General features: G+C 59.5%; 13 protein-coding genes. 9 read left to right on the top strand and 4 right to left on the bottom strand.

All coding sequences use genetic code 11. From position 1 onward, the window contains the following. Positions 1-33 precede the first annotated feature (33 nt). Both HU765_RS12050 and HU765_RS12055 read right to left on the bottom strand, forming a co-directional pair. Positions 34-504 (bottom strand): MaoC family dehydratase, encoded by a 471-nt coding sequence (locus tag HU765_RS12050; RefSeq protein WP_003227420.1) that lies wholly within the window; start codon positions 502-504, stop codon positions 34-36. 42 nt (positions 505-546) lie between these two features. Next, positions 547-1491, bottom strand: coding sequence for an alpha/beta hydrolase (locus tag HU765_RS12055; RefSeq protein WP_186620676.1), 945 nt, complete (start codon positions 1489-1491; stop codon positions 547-549). A 222-nt stretch (positions 1492-1713) separates the two neighbouring features. Here HU765_RS12055 and fadD2 point away from each other — a divergent pair, with 222 nt between their 5' ends. Both fadD2 and fadD1 read left to right on the top strand, forming a co-directional pair. Next, positions 1714-3402: a long-chain-fatty-acid--CoA ligase FadD2 gene (gene fadD2, locus HU765_RS12060; RefSeq protein ID WP_186620677.1), complete on the top strand. Its 1689-nt coding sequence runs from the start codon at positions 1714-1716 to the stop codon at positions 3400-3402. A gap of 356 nt (positions 3403-3758) precedes the next feature. Beyond that, a complete protein-coding gene (gene fadD1 / locus HU765_RS12065) occupies positions 3759-5456 on the top strand; it encodes a long-chain-fatty-acid--CoA ligase FadD1 (protein ID WP_186550632.1) in 1698 nt (565 codons plus the stop codon). Positions 5457-5615: 159 nt separating this feature from the next. Here fadD1 and HU765_RS12070 read toward each other — a convergent pair whose 3' ends face one another. Next, complete coding sequence (locus tag HU765_RS12070; protein ID WP_119427887.1) at positions 5616-5993, bottom strand: hypothetical protein; 378 nt, start codon at positions 5991-5993, stop codon at positions 5616-5618. Positions 5994-6186: 193 nt separating this feature from the next. On the opposite strand from HU765_RS12070, the gene HU765_RS12075 reads away from it, so the two are divergent. The 3 genes from HU765_RS12075 to def all read left to right on the top strand — a co-directional run bounded on the left by HU765_RS12075 (position 6187) and on the right by def (position 8025). Further along, positions 6187-6378, top strand: coding sequence for a CsbD family protein (locus HU765_RS12075; protein ID WP_186550634.1), 192 nt, complete (start codon positions 6187-6189; stop codon positions 6376-6378). A 163-nt stretch (positions 6379-6541) separates the two neighbouring features. Then, positions 6542-7489, top strand: coding sequence for a YihY/virulence factor BrkB family protein (locus HU765_RS12080; protein WP_186550636.1), 948 nt, complete (start codon positions 6542-6544; stop codon positions 7487-7489). Continuing rightward, complete coding sequence (gene def, locus HU765_RS12085) at positions 7486-8025, top strand: peptide deformylase (RefSeq protein ID WP_186620678.1); 540 nt, start codon at positions 7486-7488, stop codon at positions 8023-8025. The genes HU765_RS12080 and def overlap by 4 nt, the downstream gene beginning before the upstream one ends. A 123-nt stretch (positions 8026-8148) precedes the next feature. Here def and HU765_RS12090 read toward each other — a convergent pair whose 3' ends face one another. Continuing rightward, positions 8149-8565 carry a GNAT family N-acetyltransferase gene (locus HU765_RS12090; protein WP_186620679.1) on the bottom strand — a complete coding sequence of 139 codons (417 nt, stop codon included), beginning with the start codon at positions 8563-8565 and terminating at the stop codon, positions 8149-8151. 323 nt (positions 8566-8888) lie between these two features. Here HU765_RS12090 and HU765_RS12095 point away from each other — a divergent pair, with 323 nt between their 5' ends. From HU765_RS12095 to HU765_RS12110, 4 genes are all read left to right on the top strand, one after another. Then, positions 8889-9830, top strand: coding sequence for a fatty acid desaturase (locus tag HU765_RS12095; protein ID WP_186620680.1), 942 nt, complete (start codon positions 8889-8891; stop codon positions 9828-9830). A 140-nt stretch (positions 9831-9970) separates the two neighbouring features. Then, positions 9971-10762 (top strand): PhnD/SsuA/transferrin family substrate-binding protein, encoded by a 792-nt coding sequence (locus HU765_RS12100; RefSeq protein WP_186620681.1) that lies wholly within the window; start codon positions 9971-9973, stop codon positions 10760-10762. Between the two features lie 130 nt (positions 10763-10892). Next, a complete protein-coding gene (locus HU765_RS12105; RefSeq protein WP_186620682.1) occupies positions 10893-11417 on the top strand; it encodes a sigma-70 family RNA polymerase sigma factor in 525 nt (174 codons plus the stop codon). Beyond that, positions 11414-12427, top strand: coding sequence for an ABC transporter substrate-binding protein (locus HU765_RS12110; RefSeq protein ID WP_186620683.1), 1014 nt, complete (start codon positions 11414-11416; stop codon positions 12425-12427). The genes HU765_RS12105 and HU765_RS12110 overlap by 4 nt, the downstream gene beginning before the upstream one ends. Positions 12428-12635: the final 208 nt, after the last annotated feature.

The raw sequence follows: 12635 nt of genomic DNA on the forward strand, positions 1-12635 counted from the left end.
AGGCTCGCTCCCACTTTTATTTTGCGCAGCCAATCAGCCAATACTGATCGCTGGCAAAGTCGGCAACGTCACCGTCTGCTGCTTGCGCGGCGCGAGAATCTCCGCCTCGCCATCCACCACCAATTCATCACGCTGGTTGAACACGCGAGTGGCAATGCGCACGCGAAACTTCGGCAGTTTCTCGAGAATTTCCAGGCGCACCGTCAGCGTGTCGCCAATCTTCACCGGCTTCTGAAAGCTCATCTGCTGACCGATATAGATAGTCCCCGGCCCAGGCAATTCGCAGGCAACGGCGGCGCTGATCAGCGCACCGCTGAACATGCCGTGGGCGATTCGCTCCTTGAACATGCTGGCGGCGGCGAACTCGGCGTCCAGGTGCACCGGGTTGTGGTCGCCCGACATGGCCGCGAACAGCTGAATGTCGCGCTCCTCGACGGTCTTGCTGTAACTGGCGGTCTGGCCGACTTCGAGGGCTTCGTAAGGGATGTTGGTAACCTGGGTCATCGGTCTCGATTCCTGTGACGGATTGAATCAATCCATAAAAAGTTATTCGCTGCGATGGCGGCGCGGATGGCTCAGGGCCTGGTCGATCCAGGCCAGCACATCGGCGCTGACTTCATCGCGATTGGTTTCGTTGAACAATTCGTGCCGGGCCTGCGGGTAGATCTTCAGGTGCAGGTGCTGGCTGCCCGCCGCGCGCAGGGCATTGGCCAGATCAGTCAGACGCTTGCCCTCGCTCACCGGATCACATTCGCCGCCAATCACCAGCAGCGGCAGGCCCGGATCGATCTGGGCGAGATTGGACGCTTTGCTGATTTGCTGCAACCCGCCGAGCAGGTCGATCCACAGCTGATTGGTGCAGCGAAAGCCGCATAAAGGATCGCTGGCGTAGCGGTCGACTTCCAGCGGATCGCGGCTGAGCCAGTCGAAACGGGTACGCACCGGTTTGAATTTATGGTTGAACGAGCCGAACGACAGCCACTCGATCAGCGCACTGCGGCCCTTGCCGCCCTGACGCAGCTTTTCCAGACGCGCGATCTGGCGGGCGGCGCGATACAGGGCGACCGGCTGGAAATTGGAACCGCTGAGTATCGCCCCCTGCAGGCTGGCACTGTGGTGCAGCAAATAGCCTTGAGCGAGGTAGCTGCCCATGCTGTGGCCGAGCAGGATAATCGGCACGCCGGGGTGTTGCTGGCCGATGTGCTGGTTGAGGCTGGCGAGGTCGCCGAGCACTTTGCGCCAGCCGTCGTCATCGGCGAAGTGGCCGAGGGTGCCGTTGTCGGCGGTTCGGCCATGTCCGCGCAGATCCGGGGCGTACACACCGTAGTCTTTGTCGCAAAACGTGTCGGCGAGTCTGGCGTAGCGACCGCTGTGTTCAGCCATGCCATGGGCTATCAGAATCACCGCTTTCAACGGCGCGCCCGGCAGCCAGCGATTGACGTACAGGCGGCTGCGGTCACTCGCATCCAGCCATAGGGTGTCGTGGATCATGGCGATTCCTTTGCTCAGGGTCGGCACATGTATAGCGCGTCTGATCAGCCCACGCCACGGCAGGAAGATTCACACGGTCAATGACGGCTTTACCCATATTTGCCTGATTGGCCATAACTGCTAGTGTCCGTGAAGCTCCGCTTTTTGCTTTCCCGCTCAACGGATGAGCGAGAAATGACAGAAACGCGGCCCGGATCGGCTCAGGTAAAGAGGACAAGAACAATGCAACCTGATTTCTGGAACGACAAACGCCCGGCCGGCGTACCGCTGGACATCGACATGGGTGAGTTCAAGTCGGTGATCGAGGTGTTCGAGCGTTCCTGCAAAAAATTCGCCGATCGTCCGGCGTTCAGCAACATGGGTATCACCCTGACTTACGCCGAACTCGAACGTCAGAGCGCCGCGTTCGCCGGCTATCTGCAAGCGCATACCGATCTGGTGCCGGGGGATCGCATCGCGGTGCAGATGCCTAACGTCCTGCATTATCCGATTGCGGTGTTCGGCGCTTTGCGTGCCGGGCTGATCGTGGTCAATACCAATCCGCTGTACACCGCGCGCGAGATGCGTCACCAGTTCAAGGACTCCGGCGCGCGGGCGCTGGTGTACCTGAACGTGTTCGGGCAGAAAGTCCAGGAAGTGCTGCCCGACACGGACATCCAGTACCTGATCGAAGCGAAGATGGGCGATCTGATGCCCACTGCCAAGGGCTGGCTGGTCAACACCGTGGTCAGCAAAGTGAAAAAAATGGTCCCGGCGTATTCGCTGCCGCAGGCGACCTCGTTCAAGAGTGCGCTGCGTCTGGGCCGGGGCCTGGGTATCAAACCGTTGAGCGTCGGCCTCGACGACATTGCCGTGCTGCAATACACCGGCGGCACCACGGGCCTGGCCAAGGGCGCGATGCTCACCCATGGCAATCTGGTGGCGAACATGCAGCAGGTGCGCGCCTGTCTGGCGCAGCTCGGGCCGGATGGTCAGCCGCTGCTGCGCGAAGGGCAGGAAGTGATGGTCGCGCCGCTGCCGCTGTACCACATCTATGCCTTCACCGCGAACTGCATGTGCATGATGGTCTCGGGCAATCACAACGTACTGATCACCAATCCGCGCGATATCGCCGGCTTCATCAAGGAACTGAAAAACTGGCGCTTCTCGGCGTTGCTCGGCTTGAACACCTTGTTTGTGGCGCTGATGGACCATCCGGATTTCAAGACTTTGGATTTCTCCAGCCTGAAACTCACCAACTCCGGCGGCACCGCGCTGGTCAAGGCCACCGCCGAGCGTTGGGAGCAGATCACCGGGTGTCGCATCACTGAAGGTTACGGTCTGACCGAAACCTCGCCGGTGGCCTGCACCAACCCGTACGGCGACCAGTCGCGCCTGGGCACGGTGGGCCTGCCGGTGCCGGGCACTTTGCTCAAAGTCATCGATGATGACGGTGCCGAGCTGCCCCTGGGCGAGCGCGGCGAGTTGTGCATCAAAGGCCCGCAGATCATGAAGGGCTACTGGAACAAACCCGAAGCCACTGCCGAAGTGCTGGATGCCGACGGCTGGTTCAAGTCTGGCGACATTGCCGTGATCGACCCGGACGGTTTTGTGCGCATCGTCGACCGCAAGAAGGACATGATCATTGTCTCGGGCTTCAATGTGTACCCCAACGAAATCGAAGACGTGGTCATGGCTCACCCGAAAGTCGCCAACTGTGCGGTGATCGGCGTGCCGGACGAACGTTCGGGCGAGGCCGTGAAGCTGTTCGTGGTGGCGCGGGAGTCCGGGGTCAGCCTTGAAGAACTGAAGGCCTACTGCAAAGAGAATTTCACCGCCTACAAGGTGCCCAAACACATTGTGTTGCGTGAGTCATTGCCGATGACGCCTGTAGGGAAAATTCTGCGGCGTGAGTTGCGGGATATCGCCTAAGCGGTGAATGGCCGTGCGTTGCGCGGATCGCGAGCAGGCTCACTCCTACAAGGGAACTGTGTACTCCCTGTAGGAGTGAGCCTGCTCGCGATTCTTTGTTTGGTGCCCATGAAAACCGGGGCTTTCACAGGTTTATAGGATTTTTGCTCTAAAATGACTGCTGGCAAGTCTTGAGTCATCAATATGACTGTAGGGCCCACGTTTGGCTCTAGTCGACCCTTGGCAAAGCTGCTACTCTCGGCGCGCTTTGTGACTTCTCGGCCTCTGTAAAGCCAGATTCACCAATACAAAACACACACCAATAATAATCGCATCAAATGCGGTGAAGAATTCGCGTTGCTGAGGAGTGGGCTTCCATGATCGAAGACTTTTGGAAGGATAAATACCCGGCTGGAATTGCTGCCGACATCAATCCAGACGAGTATCCGAACATTCAGGCAGTGTTGAAGCAATCCTGCCAACGCTTCGCCGACAAACCGGCTTTCAGCAACCTGGGCAAGACAATCACCTACGGTGAACTGTACGAATTGTCCGGTGCGTTTGCCGCCTATCTGCAACAGCATACCGACTTGCAGCCCGGCGATCGAATCGCCGTGCAACTGCCCAACGTCCTGCAGTACCCGGTCGCGGTTTTCGGTGCCATTCGCGCCGGGCTGATCGTGGTCAACACCAACCCGCTGTACACCGCGCGGGAGATGGAACACCAATTCAACGATTCCGGTGCCAAAGCGCTTGTCTGCCTGGCCAACATGGCGCACCTGGCGCAAGCCGTGGTGCCGAAAACCGGGGTCAAGCACGTCATCGTCACTGAAGTCGCCGACCTGCTGCCACCGCTCAAGCGCCTGCTGATCAACAGCGTCATCAAGTACGTGAAGAAGATGGTGCCGGCCTATCACCTGCCCAACGCCATCAAGTTCAACGATGTGCTGAGCAAGGGGCACGGCCAGCCAGTAGCGGAAGCCAACCCGGACAGCGGCGATGTCGCCGTGCTGCAATACACCGGCGGCACCACAGGCGTGGCCAAGGGTGCGATGCTGACCCATCGCAACCTCGTCGCCAACATGCTGCAGTGCAAGGCGCTGATGGGCTCCAACCTCAACGAAGGCTGCGAGATCCTGATCACGCCGCTGCCGCTGTACCACATCTATGCGTTCACCTTTCACTGCATGGCGATGATGCTGATCGGCAACCACAACATCCTGATCAGCAATCCGCGCGACCTGTCGGCGATGGTCAAGGAACTGTCGAAGTGGAAGTTCAGCGGTTTTGTCGGCCTCAACACCTTGTTTGTGGCCCTGTGCAACAACGAAGCCTTCCGCAAGCTGGACTTCTCGGCGCTGAAAGTCACCCTGTCCGGCGGCATGGCCCTGCAACTGGCGGCAGCCGAGCGCTGGAAAACCGTGACCGGCTGCGCCATCTGTGAAGGCTACGGCATGACCGAAACCAGTCCGGTGGCCACGGTCAACCCGATCCAGCACATCCAGATCGGCACCATCGGCATTCCGGTGCCGTCGACCCTGTGCAAAGTCATCGACGACGCCGGTGTCGAGCAGCCGCTGGGCGAAATCGGCGAACTGTGCGTCAAGGGCCCGCAAGTGATGAAGGGCTACTGGCAGCGTCAGGAAGCCACCGACGAGATGCTCGACAGCGAGGGCTGGTTGAAGACCGGCGACATCGCGCTGATCCAGCCGGACGGCTACATGCGCATCGTCGATCGCAAGAAAGACATGATTCTGGTCTCCGGCTTCAACGTGTACCCGAATGAACTGGAAGACGTGTTGGCGACCCTGCCAGGCGTGTTGCAGTGCGCGGCCATCGGCGTGCCGGACGAGAAATCAGGGGAAGCGATCAAGATTTTCATTGTCGCCAAACCGGGCGTGACCCTGACCAAAGAACAGGTCATGGACCACATGCGCGCCAACGTCACCGGTTACAAAGTGCCGCGTTCGGTGGAGTTTCGCGATGCGCTGCCGACCACCAACGTCGGCAAGATCCTGCGTCGTGAGCTGCGAGATGAAGAGCTGAAGAAGCTGAAGGCCAAGAGCGCCGCTTAAACACGAAGCCCCGCAGATGCGGGGCTTTTTTGTAGCTGCAAACTTTAGTTTTCTGCCGACTGTGAAGCCGCCTTCGCGAGCAGGCTCGCTCCCACATTTGACGGTGTTCTCACTGACGGAACGCGTTTGAATGGGGGAGCGAGCCTGCTCGGGAAGCTGTTACTGACGAAACGGCGCAAAATTCACGTTGGTTCCCGCCGGTCGCATGTCCTGCAGGTACGAATCCTTGTCCGCACTCAATTCCAGGCTCAAGGCGGCCTTGCGCTTGCCTTCATTGCGAATCACCAGCCCTTCGAGCTTTTCGCGCAGGAACACCGTCGGCACTTTCAGGTGCAGCAGTTCGTCGGTGGCTGGCGTGTGCATCAGCAGGTGGATCCACTCGTACTGCCCGATGGCCAGGCGCGACACCGGCAGGTCGAACCACCAGATGTTGCGGTTACGGTTCAGTTCGGCGAAGTGGCAATTGTTGCTGCCCAGCACGGCGCCGCCCAGTTCCTGGTTGCGACGGGCGATGGCCTGCTTTTTATCGAGTTTCATAACATTCCTGCGGATCGGTTCCTGGGGCGCAACGCCCCTATGGAGCGCATTCTCGGGGCAACGCACGCAAACATAAAGCGCAACCTGCACACGACGACGAAATGCCCGGGAAAATAATTGAAACTTGGCGCAAAGCGTACCGGTCAACCGTTACGTACTGACTTTTCTTCCCTTATGCGTCACGGAGAACACCATGAGTAGCACAGGCGATAAAGTAAAAGGCATGGCCAACGAAGCCGTCGGCAACATCAAACAAGGCGTCGGCAAAGCTACTGACAACGACCGGCTCCACGCGGAAGGCAAAGTCCAAGAGAAAAAAGGCGAAGCCCAGCAAGCGGTGGGCAACGCCAAAGACGCTGTCAAGAAAGGCGTCGACAAGGCGTAATCGAGCCTTGAACGAATCACCCGAGCGGCCATCCAAGGATGGCCGTTTTTGTATCAGAACCCTGCGGTCATCCGCCAAAGGATCGCCAAGTAGGCTACCTTGAGGTAAAAAACGGCCCCTGAGTCGCCACGACTTCAACCTTTTGCGGCGCAAGGAGACGCGAATGATATTTCCGGACATGAAAGGTCTGCCCCTGCACCGGGTGATGGTGCGCACGGTCACCGAGTTTATCGACGACGAGATGTCGACCTATGCCTCGGCACTGGCCTACCAGATGCTGTTCTCGCTGTTTCCGTTCATTCTGTTTCTGATTGCCCTGATCGGCTTTCTGCACCTGCCGGATTTCTTCTCCTGGCTGCGTCTGCAATCGGAGCTGGTGTTGCCGCCGCAGGCGCTGGAGCAGGTCAACCCGGTGATCGATCAGTTGCAGCAGTCCAAGGGCGGCCTGCTTTCAATCGGTATCGTTATCGCTCTGTACACCGCATCGGCCGGCGTGCGGCTGATGATGAGCGCGATGAACGCCGCGTATGACGTGGTTGAAGGCCGGCCGGTCTGGAAGCGTTTCCCATTGTCGATCGTCTACACCGTCGGCATTGCCGGCATGCTGTTGATCGCCGCCGCGCTGATGGTGCTCGGGCCGCAGGTGATGGGCTGGATTGCGGCGCAGGTCGGGCTGGAAGAAGTCATTGTTACCATCTGGACGATTGCGCGCTGGCCGGTGATCGTGATTCTGATGATGGTGGCCGTGGCGCTGATCTACTACGTGATGCCCGACGTCAGACAGGAATTCCGTTTTATCACGCCAGGTTCGGTGCTGGCCGTGGTGGTGTGGATCATCGCCTCGCTGGGCTTTGCCTTTTACGTAAAAACCTTCGCCAACTACAACGCGATGTATGGCAGCATCGGTGCGATTATCGTGCTCTTGCTGTATTTCTACATTTCCGCGGCGGTGTTGCTGCTGGGCGCGGAAATGAATGCGGTCATCGAACACATGTCCGCCGAAGGCAAGGACAAGGGCGACAAAACCCCCGATGAAACGCCCAAACAACACGTCTCGGGCCTGGGCCGCGATCATTCGCTCAAGCCGGACACTGATGAAGCCCGACCATGATCCGTGAAATTCTTAAAATGGGCGACGAGCGCCTGCTGCGCATCGCCCCACCCGTGCCGGCCGAAATGTTTGACAGCCCAGAGCTGTGGCAACTGATCGATGACATGTTCCAGACCATGGAAAGCGTCAACGGCGTTGGCCTGGCCGCGCCGCAGATCGGCGTTGACCTGCAACTGGTGATCTTCGGCTTCGAGCACAGCGAACGTTACCCGGACGCCGAAGCGGTGCCGCAGACGATCCTGATCAACCCGCTGATCACGCCGCTGAGCCCGTTCACCGAAGAGGGTTTTGAAGGATGCCTGTCGGTGCCGGGCCTGCGCGGCGCGGTGGATCGTTATCAGCAGATTCGCTACGAAGGCTTCGATCCGAAAGGCGAGCCGATTGTGCGCGTGGCCGCAGGCTTTCATGCGCGGGTGGTGCAGCATGAATGCGATCACCTGATTGGCCGGCTGTATCCGTCGCGGATTACCGATTTCAGCAAGTTCGGCTTTACCGAAGTGATGTTTCCCGACCTGGATCCTGCGGCTGACGACTAATTCGAATCCACCATAATTCCCCTGTAGGAGTGAGCCTGCTCGCGATAGCGGTCTGTCAGTGACAAATTCGGTGACTGATACTCCGCTATCGCGAGCAGGCTCACTCCTACAGGTGGAATTGGGTCAGATCGAAGGGTGCAGTCCCATCGCAATCATCGGCTTGCTCCGCGCATACCGGCTCAGCCGCTCCGCCATCGCCTGGGGCAGGGCCGGGTCGAACGTGAACCCGCGCCGCTCATAAAACCCGCGTAGATCCGGATGGCAAAACAGCCACACCGGCTCGCTCACGTCTTTTATCGCGGCGCCAATCAACTGTGCGGCAATTCCTTGCTTCCGCCATTCCGGATCGACAAACAACCCCGTCAGCCAATGCCCGCCCGCTACCGGCCGCAAACACAGCGCCGCCACAATGTCGCCGCGCCGCGCCACCCACAACTGCGCCTCGCGTACGGCTTTCATCGAGGACTGGTGGCTGCGGTAGAATTTGTTCATCAGCGGCCACAACGATTCGTCGAGTTGGCTGTAGTGGATGTCGGGCATGGTTTCGCTATCGGTTCGAAAAGTGCCGATTATAAAAGAACGCGCGCCTGCGGATAGGTGTATACCTGACCTCACATCCCCTGTGAGTGGAGCACGCATCATGTCCAAAGGTATGGATTCAAAGAAAGCCGCGAAGAAGAAACCGGCCAAGACCGCCATTGAAAAACGCGCGGAAAAGAAAGCCAAGAAAGTCGACATCTTCGGCCACTGATCACCGCTACCGAAAGCCCGGTTCACGGGCTTTCACACCGTCCGAAAAATAAACTGCAAGATTCAACCGCGTCGTTGCACAGAAGGGGACTACTCCCGTTCCGAGCAACGCCATGGCTTTTTATTTCGATGCCGAGCATCGCCAGCAAATCGAATCCCTGCGCCGACGCTTTACCGCCCGTACTGAATGGCCGACCTGGCTGTTGCTGATCGCTGTTTATGCGGGCTGGTTCGCCATTGTCCTCAACAGCGCTTGGCTGGGTCGCGGTTGGAGTACGTTGCTGCTGATCCCGTTGCTGGTGCTGTGGTTGTCACTGCAGCATGAGCTGCTCCACGGCCATCCGACCCGTTGGCCGATCGTCAATAAAGTCCTCGGCTACCCACCGTTTGCCGTGTGGTATCCCTACACGCTCTATCGCGACAGCCACTTGCTGCATCACCGCGATGAGGATTTGACCGTGCCGGGTGTCGATCCGGAAAGCCGTTACTTGAAGTCCGCCGACTGGCAGGGCAGCTCTTTGTTCGAGCGCGGTATGCATTGGCTGAACAAAACCGTACTCGGCCGGGTTGTGATTGGCGCACCGCTGGCGTTGACCGCGTTGGCGCGTGAGGAGCTACAACGCTTGAAAAACGCTGACTACCAAGCATGGCTGATGTGGCTGACCCACGGCTTCGCGACCCTGCTGATGCTGTGGTTCATTGCCCGATACAGCGTCCTGCCGGTGTGGCATTACCTGCTGTTGATCAGCGTGCCGGCGCTGTCGATCGCGATGATCCGCTCCTACTTCGAGCACCGCCCCCATGCGCAGCCGGAGCAACGCACGGTGCTCAACGAAGCCGGGTGGCCATGGCGCTGGATGTTTCTCAACCTCAACTTTCATCTGGTCCATCATGATTTGCCGGGGCTGGCCTGGTACGACTTGCCCAAGGTGTACTGGATGCGTCGCGAGCAGTGGGTGGCGCGCAGTGGCGGATTTGTCGTGCGGGGGTATGGCGAGTTCTGGCGGCGCAATGGGCTGACGCCGATCGACAGTCCCGAGCATCCTTTTCACTGATCACAAGAACACCACTAACCCCTTGTAGGAGTGAGCCTGCTCGCGATAGCGGTAGTTCAGATAAATCAATGTGGACTGACACACCGCTATCGCGAGCAGGCTCACTCCTACATTGGTAATTGTCGTCGGGGAGAATATGCATGGCCCAACACCACGCCGAACTGCTGATGTACCCAGCCCCCGAGCCCATCCGCCTGGCCAACGAACTATGGCTTACGCGCATCCTTGAACACCTGGGCCACAGCCGTCTCGACGCGACCCATCTATCGCTGCCCGAGCTCTGGCGATCACCGCACCTGCTGCTCACGCAAACCTGCGGGTATCCGCTGATGACGGCGTTACGCTGCGCGGTCCGAGTCATCGGCCGGCCACGCTATGAACTGCCCGACGCCAGCGCCGGCAACCATTGCAGCCTGATTCTTGGTCGCGCTGACGACCCGCGAAAACAGCTCGCGGACTTTCGCAACAGTCGCGCCGTGATCAACAGCGAGGACTCCAACAGCGGCATGAATCTGTTTCGTCAGCGCCTGGCGCCGTTGCATCGGCACGGCCAGTTCTTCGGGTCGGTCGGCATCAGCGGCGGTCACCGTGAAAGCTTGCGCTGGCTGCGCGAAAATCGCGCCGATCTGGCTGCCATCGACAGCGTCACCTACGCCTTTCTGGCCCGGCACGCCGCGCATGAAGTCGCCGGATTGAGTGTGGTCGCGCGCAGCGCTGTCAGTCCGACGTTGCCGTTTATCACCGTTGCCAGCGCGACGGACGCTCAAGTCGAGGTGTTACGGCAGGCGATGAATCAGGCCTTGCGCGAACTGCCTGAGGTGGCGCAAACCTTGGGGCTGGCCGAGGTGATGGCGGCCAGTGAGCGCGACTATCAGGTTTTGCTCGACTATCAGCGGGAGGCTGAAGTTCTGGGCTATGGGCGATTACGCTGAAGCACGGCGAGCTATATTTCTCTGTGGAATATAGGGATGAAATATAAGTATTTTTAAAGAATAAGGCGGCACGCTACGATCGCGCCACCGGACGACCGGACATTCAGCGACCCCTTACCCAGGAGCCCCTATGTCCGGCGCCGACCTTTCCCATCGCCATACTGTGGACGGCCTGTTTCGCGCCCACTATCGCTGGCTCTGCACATTCGTGCGCCGGCATCTGGCGGACGCCGCCAGCGTTGAAGACATTGCCGCGGAGACCTTCGCGCAATTGCTTGAAGCGCCGGCGCTGACGGCGATTCGCGAACCCCGCGCCTTGCTGACAACCATCGCTCAACGCCTGCTTTATCAGCGCTGGCGGCGTGCGGCGCTGGAGCGGCGGTATCGGCAGCAGATTGATGTTGATTTCGCCCAGTCGCCTGAAGACCTCGTACAGCTCGCGCAAACCTTTGATCGTCTCGACCACAGCCTGCATCGTTTGCCGGCCAAGGTCCGTTCGACCTTTCTATTGGCGCGCATCGATGGCCTGACCTACCCGCAAATCGCTGCCGAACTGGGCATCTCGCAGCGTTCGGTCAGCGTGTACATGGCCCGTTCTCAAGCGCTGTGCGACCGGCACAGCGCCAATCAATTCCTGAAAAAGAGGTCCGCATGAGATCGTTCAAAACCCTGCTCGGACGTACGCTGCTGGCGCTGAGCCTGAGTGTCGGCGCGGTTTCAGCGGCAGACAAAAACGCGCCAATCCACTTCGGCGATATCACTTGGGAGAGCGGCAGTTTCATTACCGAAGTGCTGCGTCTGATCGTCGAAAAAGGCTACGGCTATCCGACCGATACGCTGCCCGGCAGTACCGTCAGCCTGGAGGCGGCCCTGGCCAAAAACGATATCCAGGTGATCGGCGAGGAGTGGGCCGGGCGCAGTCCGGCGTGGGTCAAAGCGGCCGCCGAGGGCAAGGTGTTTGGCCTCGGTGACACGGTCAAAGGCGCCACCGAAGGCTGGTGGGTGCCGGAGTACGTGATCAAGGGCGACCCCGAACACGGCATCAAAGCGCTCGCGCCAGAGCTGAAATCGGTGGCTGATCTGCCGCGCTACAAGGACGTGTTCCGCGACCCGGAAGATCCCTCACGCGGGCGTTTTCTCAACAGCCCGACCGGCTGGACGTCGGAAATCGTCAACAGCCAGAAACTCAAGGCGTATGCCCTGACCGACAGTTACGTCAACTTCCGCACCGGCTCCGGCGCGGCATTGGATGCCGAAGTGGCATCGTCGATCAAGCGCGGCAAACCGGTACTGTTTTATTACTGGTCACCGACGCCGCTGCTCGGTCGGTTCAAATTGGTGAAGCTGGAGGAGCCGCCCTTCGACGCCGAGGCGTGGAAAACCCTGGCCGATGCCAACCACCCCAATCCACGGGGCACGCGGTCGATGCCGGCCAGCCTGGCGATTGGCGTATCGGCACCGTTCAAGGCGCAGTACCCGGAGTTGGTCGCGGTCTTCGAGAAAGTCGACCTGCCGATTGATCTGTTGAACCAGACTTTGGCGAAAATGAGCGAAAAACGATTGCAGCCGCGCGCGGTGGCCGAGGCGTTTTTGCGTGATCAGCCGCAGGTCTGGACGGCTTGGGTGCCGGGGGAAGTGGCGGCGAAGGTGAGCGGAAGTTTGTAGGATTTTTCTGATGTTTCTGTAGTGCTGCAACTACCGCTATCGCGAGCAGGCTCACTCCTACAGGGAAATGGATTCCCCTGTGGGAGCGAGCCTGCTCGCGATAGCGCCTGCCCCGGCAGCCTTTTCTCCGCTGCGCTGAACCGTTTCTTGTGCAAAAAGTGCCAGATAGTGGCCGACTAGTGGCCTTGCGCCCGGCGTCGGGCTGGCT

Source organism: Pseudomonas sp. SWRI81 (assembly GCF_014268545.1).
Lineage (GTDB): Bacteria > Pseudomonadota > Gammaproteobacteria > Pseudomonadales > Pseudomonadaceae > Aquipseudomonas > Aquipseudomonas hamedanensis.

Excerpts from the sequence above, each read along its gene's own strand:
- HU765_RS12050 (WP_003227420.1), bottom strand. The coding sequence starts at position 504 with ATGACCCAGGTTACCAACATCCCTTACGAAGCCCTCGAAGTCGGCCAG.
- HU765_RS12055 (WP_186620676.1), bottom strand. The coding sequence starts at position 1,491 with ATGATCCACGACACCCTATGGCTGGATGCGAGTGACCGCAGCCGCCTG.
- fadD2 (WP_186620677.1), top strand. The coding sequence starts at position 1,714 with ATGCAACCTGATTTCTGGAACGACAAACGCCCGGCCGGCGTACCGCTG.
- fadD1 (WP_186550632.1), top strand. The coding sequence starts at position 3,759 with ATGATCGAAGACTTTTGGAAGGATAAATACCCGGCTGGAATTGCTGCC.
- HU765_RS12070 (WP_119427887.1), bottom strand. The coding sequence starts at position 5,993 with ATGAAACTCGATAAAAAGCAGGCCATCGCCCGTCGCAACCAGGAACTG.
- HU765_RS12075 (WP_186550634.1), top strand. The coding sequence starts at position 6,187 with ATGAGTAGCACAGGCGATAAAGTAAAAGGCATGGCCAACGAAGCCGTC.
- HU765_RS12080 (WP_186550636.1), top strand. The coding sequence starts at position 6,542 with ATGATATTTCCGGACATGAAAGGTCTGCCCCTGCACCGGGTGATGGTG.
- def (WP_186620678.1), top strand. The coding sequence starts at position 7,486 with ATGATCCGTGAAATTCTTAAAATGGGCGACGAGCGCCTGCTGCGCATC.
- HU765_RS12090 (WP_186620679.1), bottom strand. The coding sequence starts at position 8,565 with ATGCCCGACATCCACTACAGCCAACTCGACGAATCGTTGTGGCCGCTG.
- HU765_RS12095 (WP_186620680.1), top strand. The coding sequence starts at position 8,889 with ATGGCTTTTTATTTCGATGCCGAGCATCGCCAGCAAATCGAATCCCTG.
- HU765_RS12100 (WP_186620681.1), top strand. The coding sequence starts at position 9,971 with ATGGCCCAACACCACGCCGAACTGCTGATGTACCCAGCCCCCGAGCCC.
- HU765_RS12105 (WP_186620682.1), top strand. The coding sequence starts at position 10,893 with ATGTCCGGCGCCGACCTTTCCCATCGCCATACTGTGGACGGCCTGTTT.
- HU765_RS12110 (WP_186620683.1), top strand. The coding sequence starts at position 11,414 with ATGAGATCGTTCAAAACCCTGCTCGGACGTACGCTGCTGGCGCTGAGC.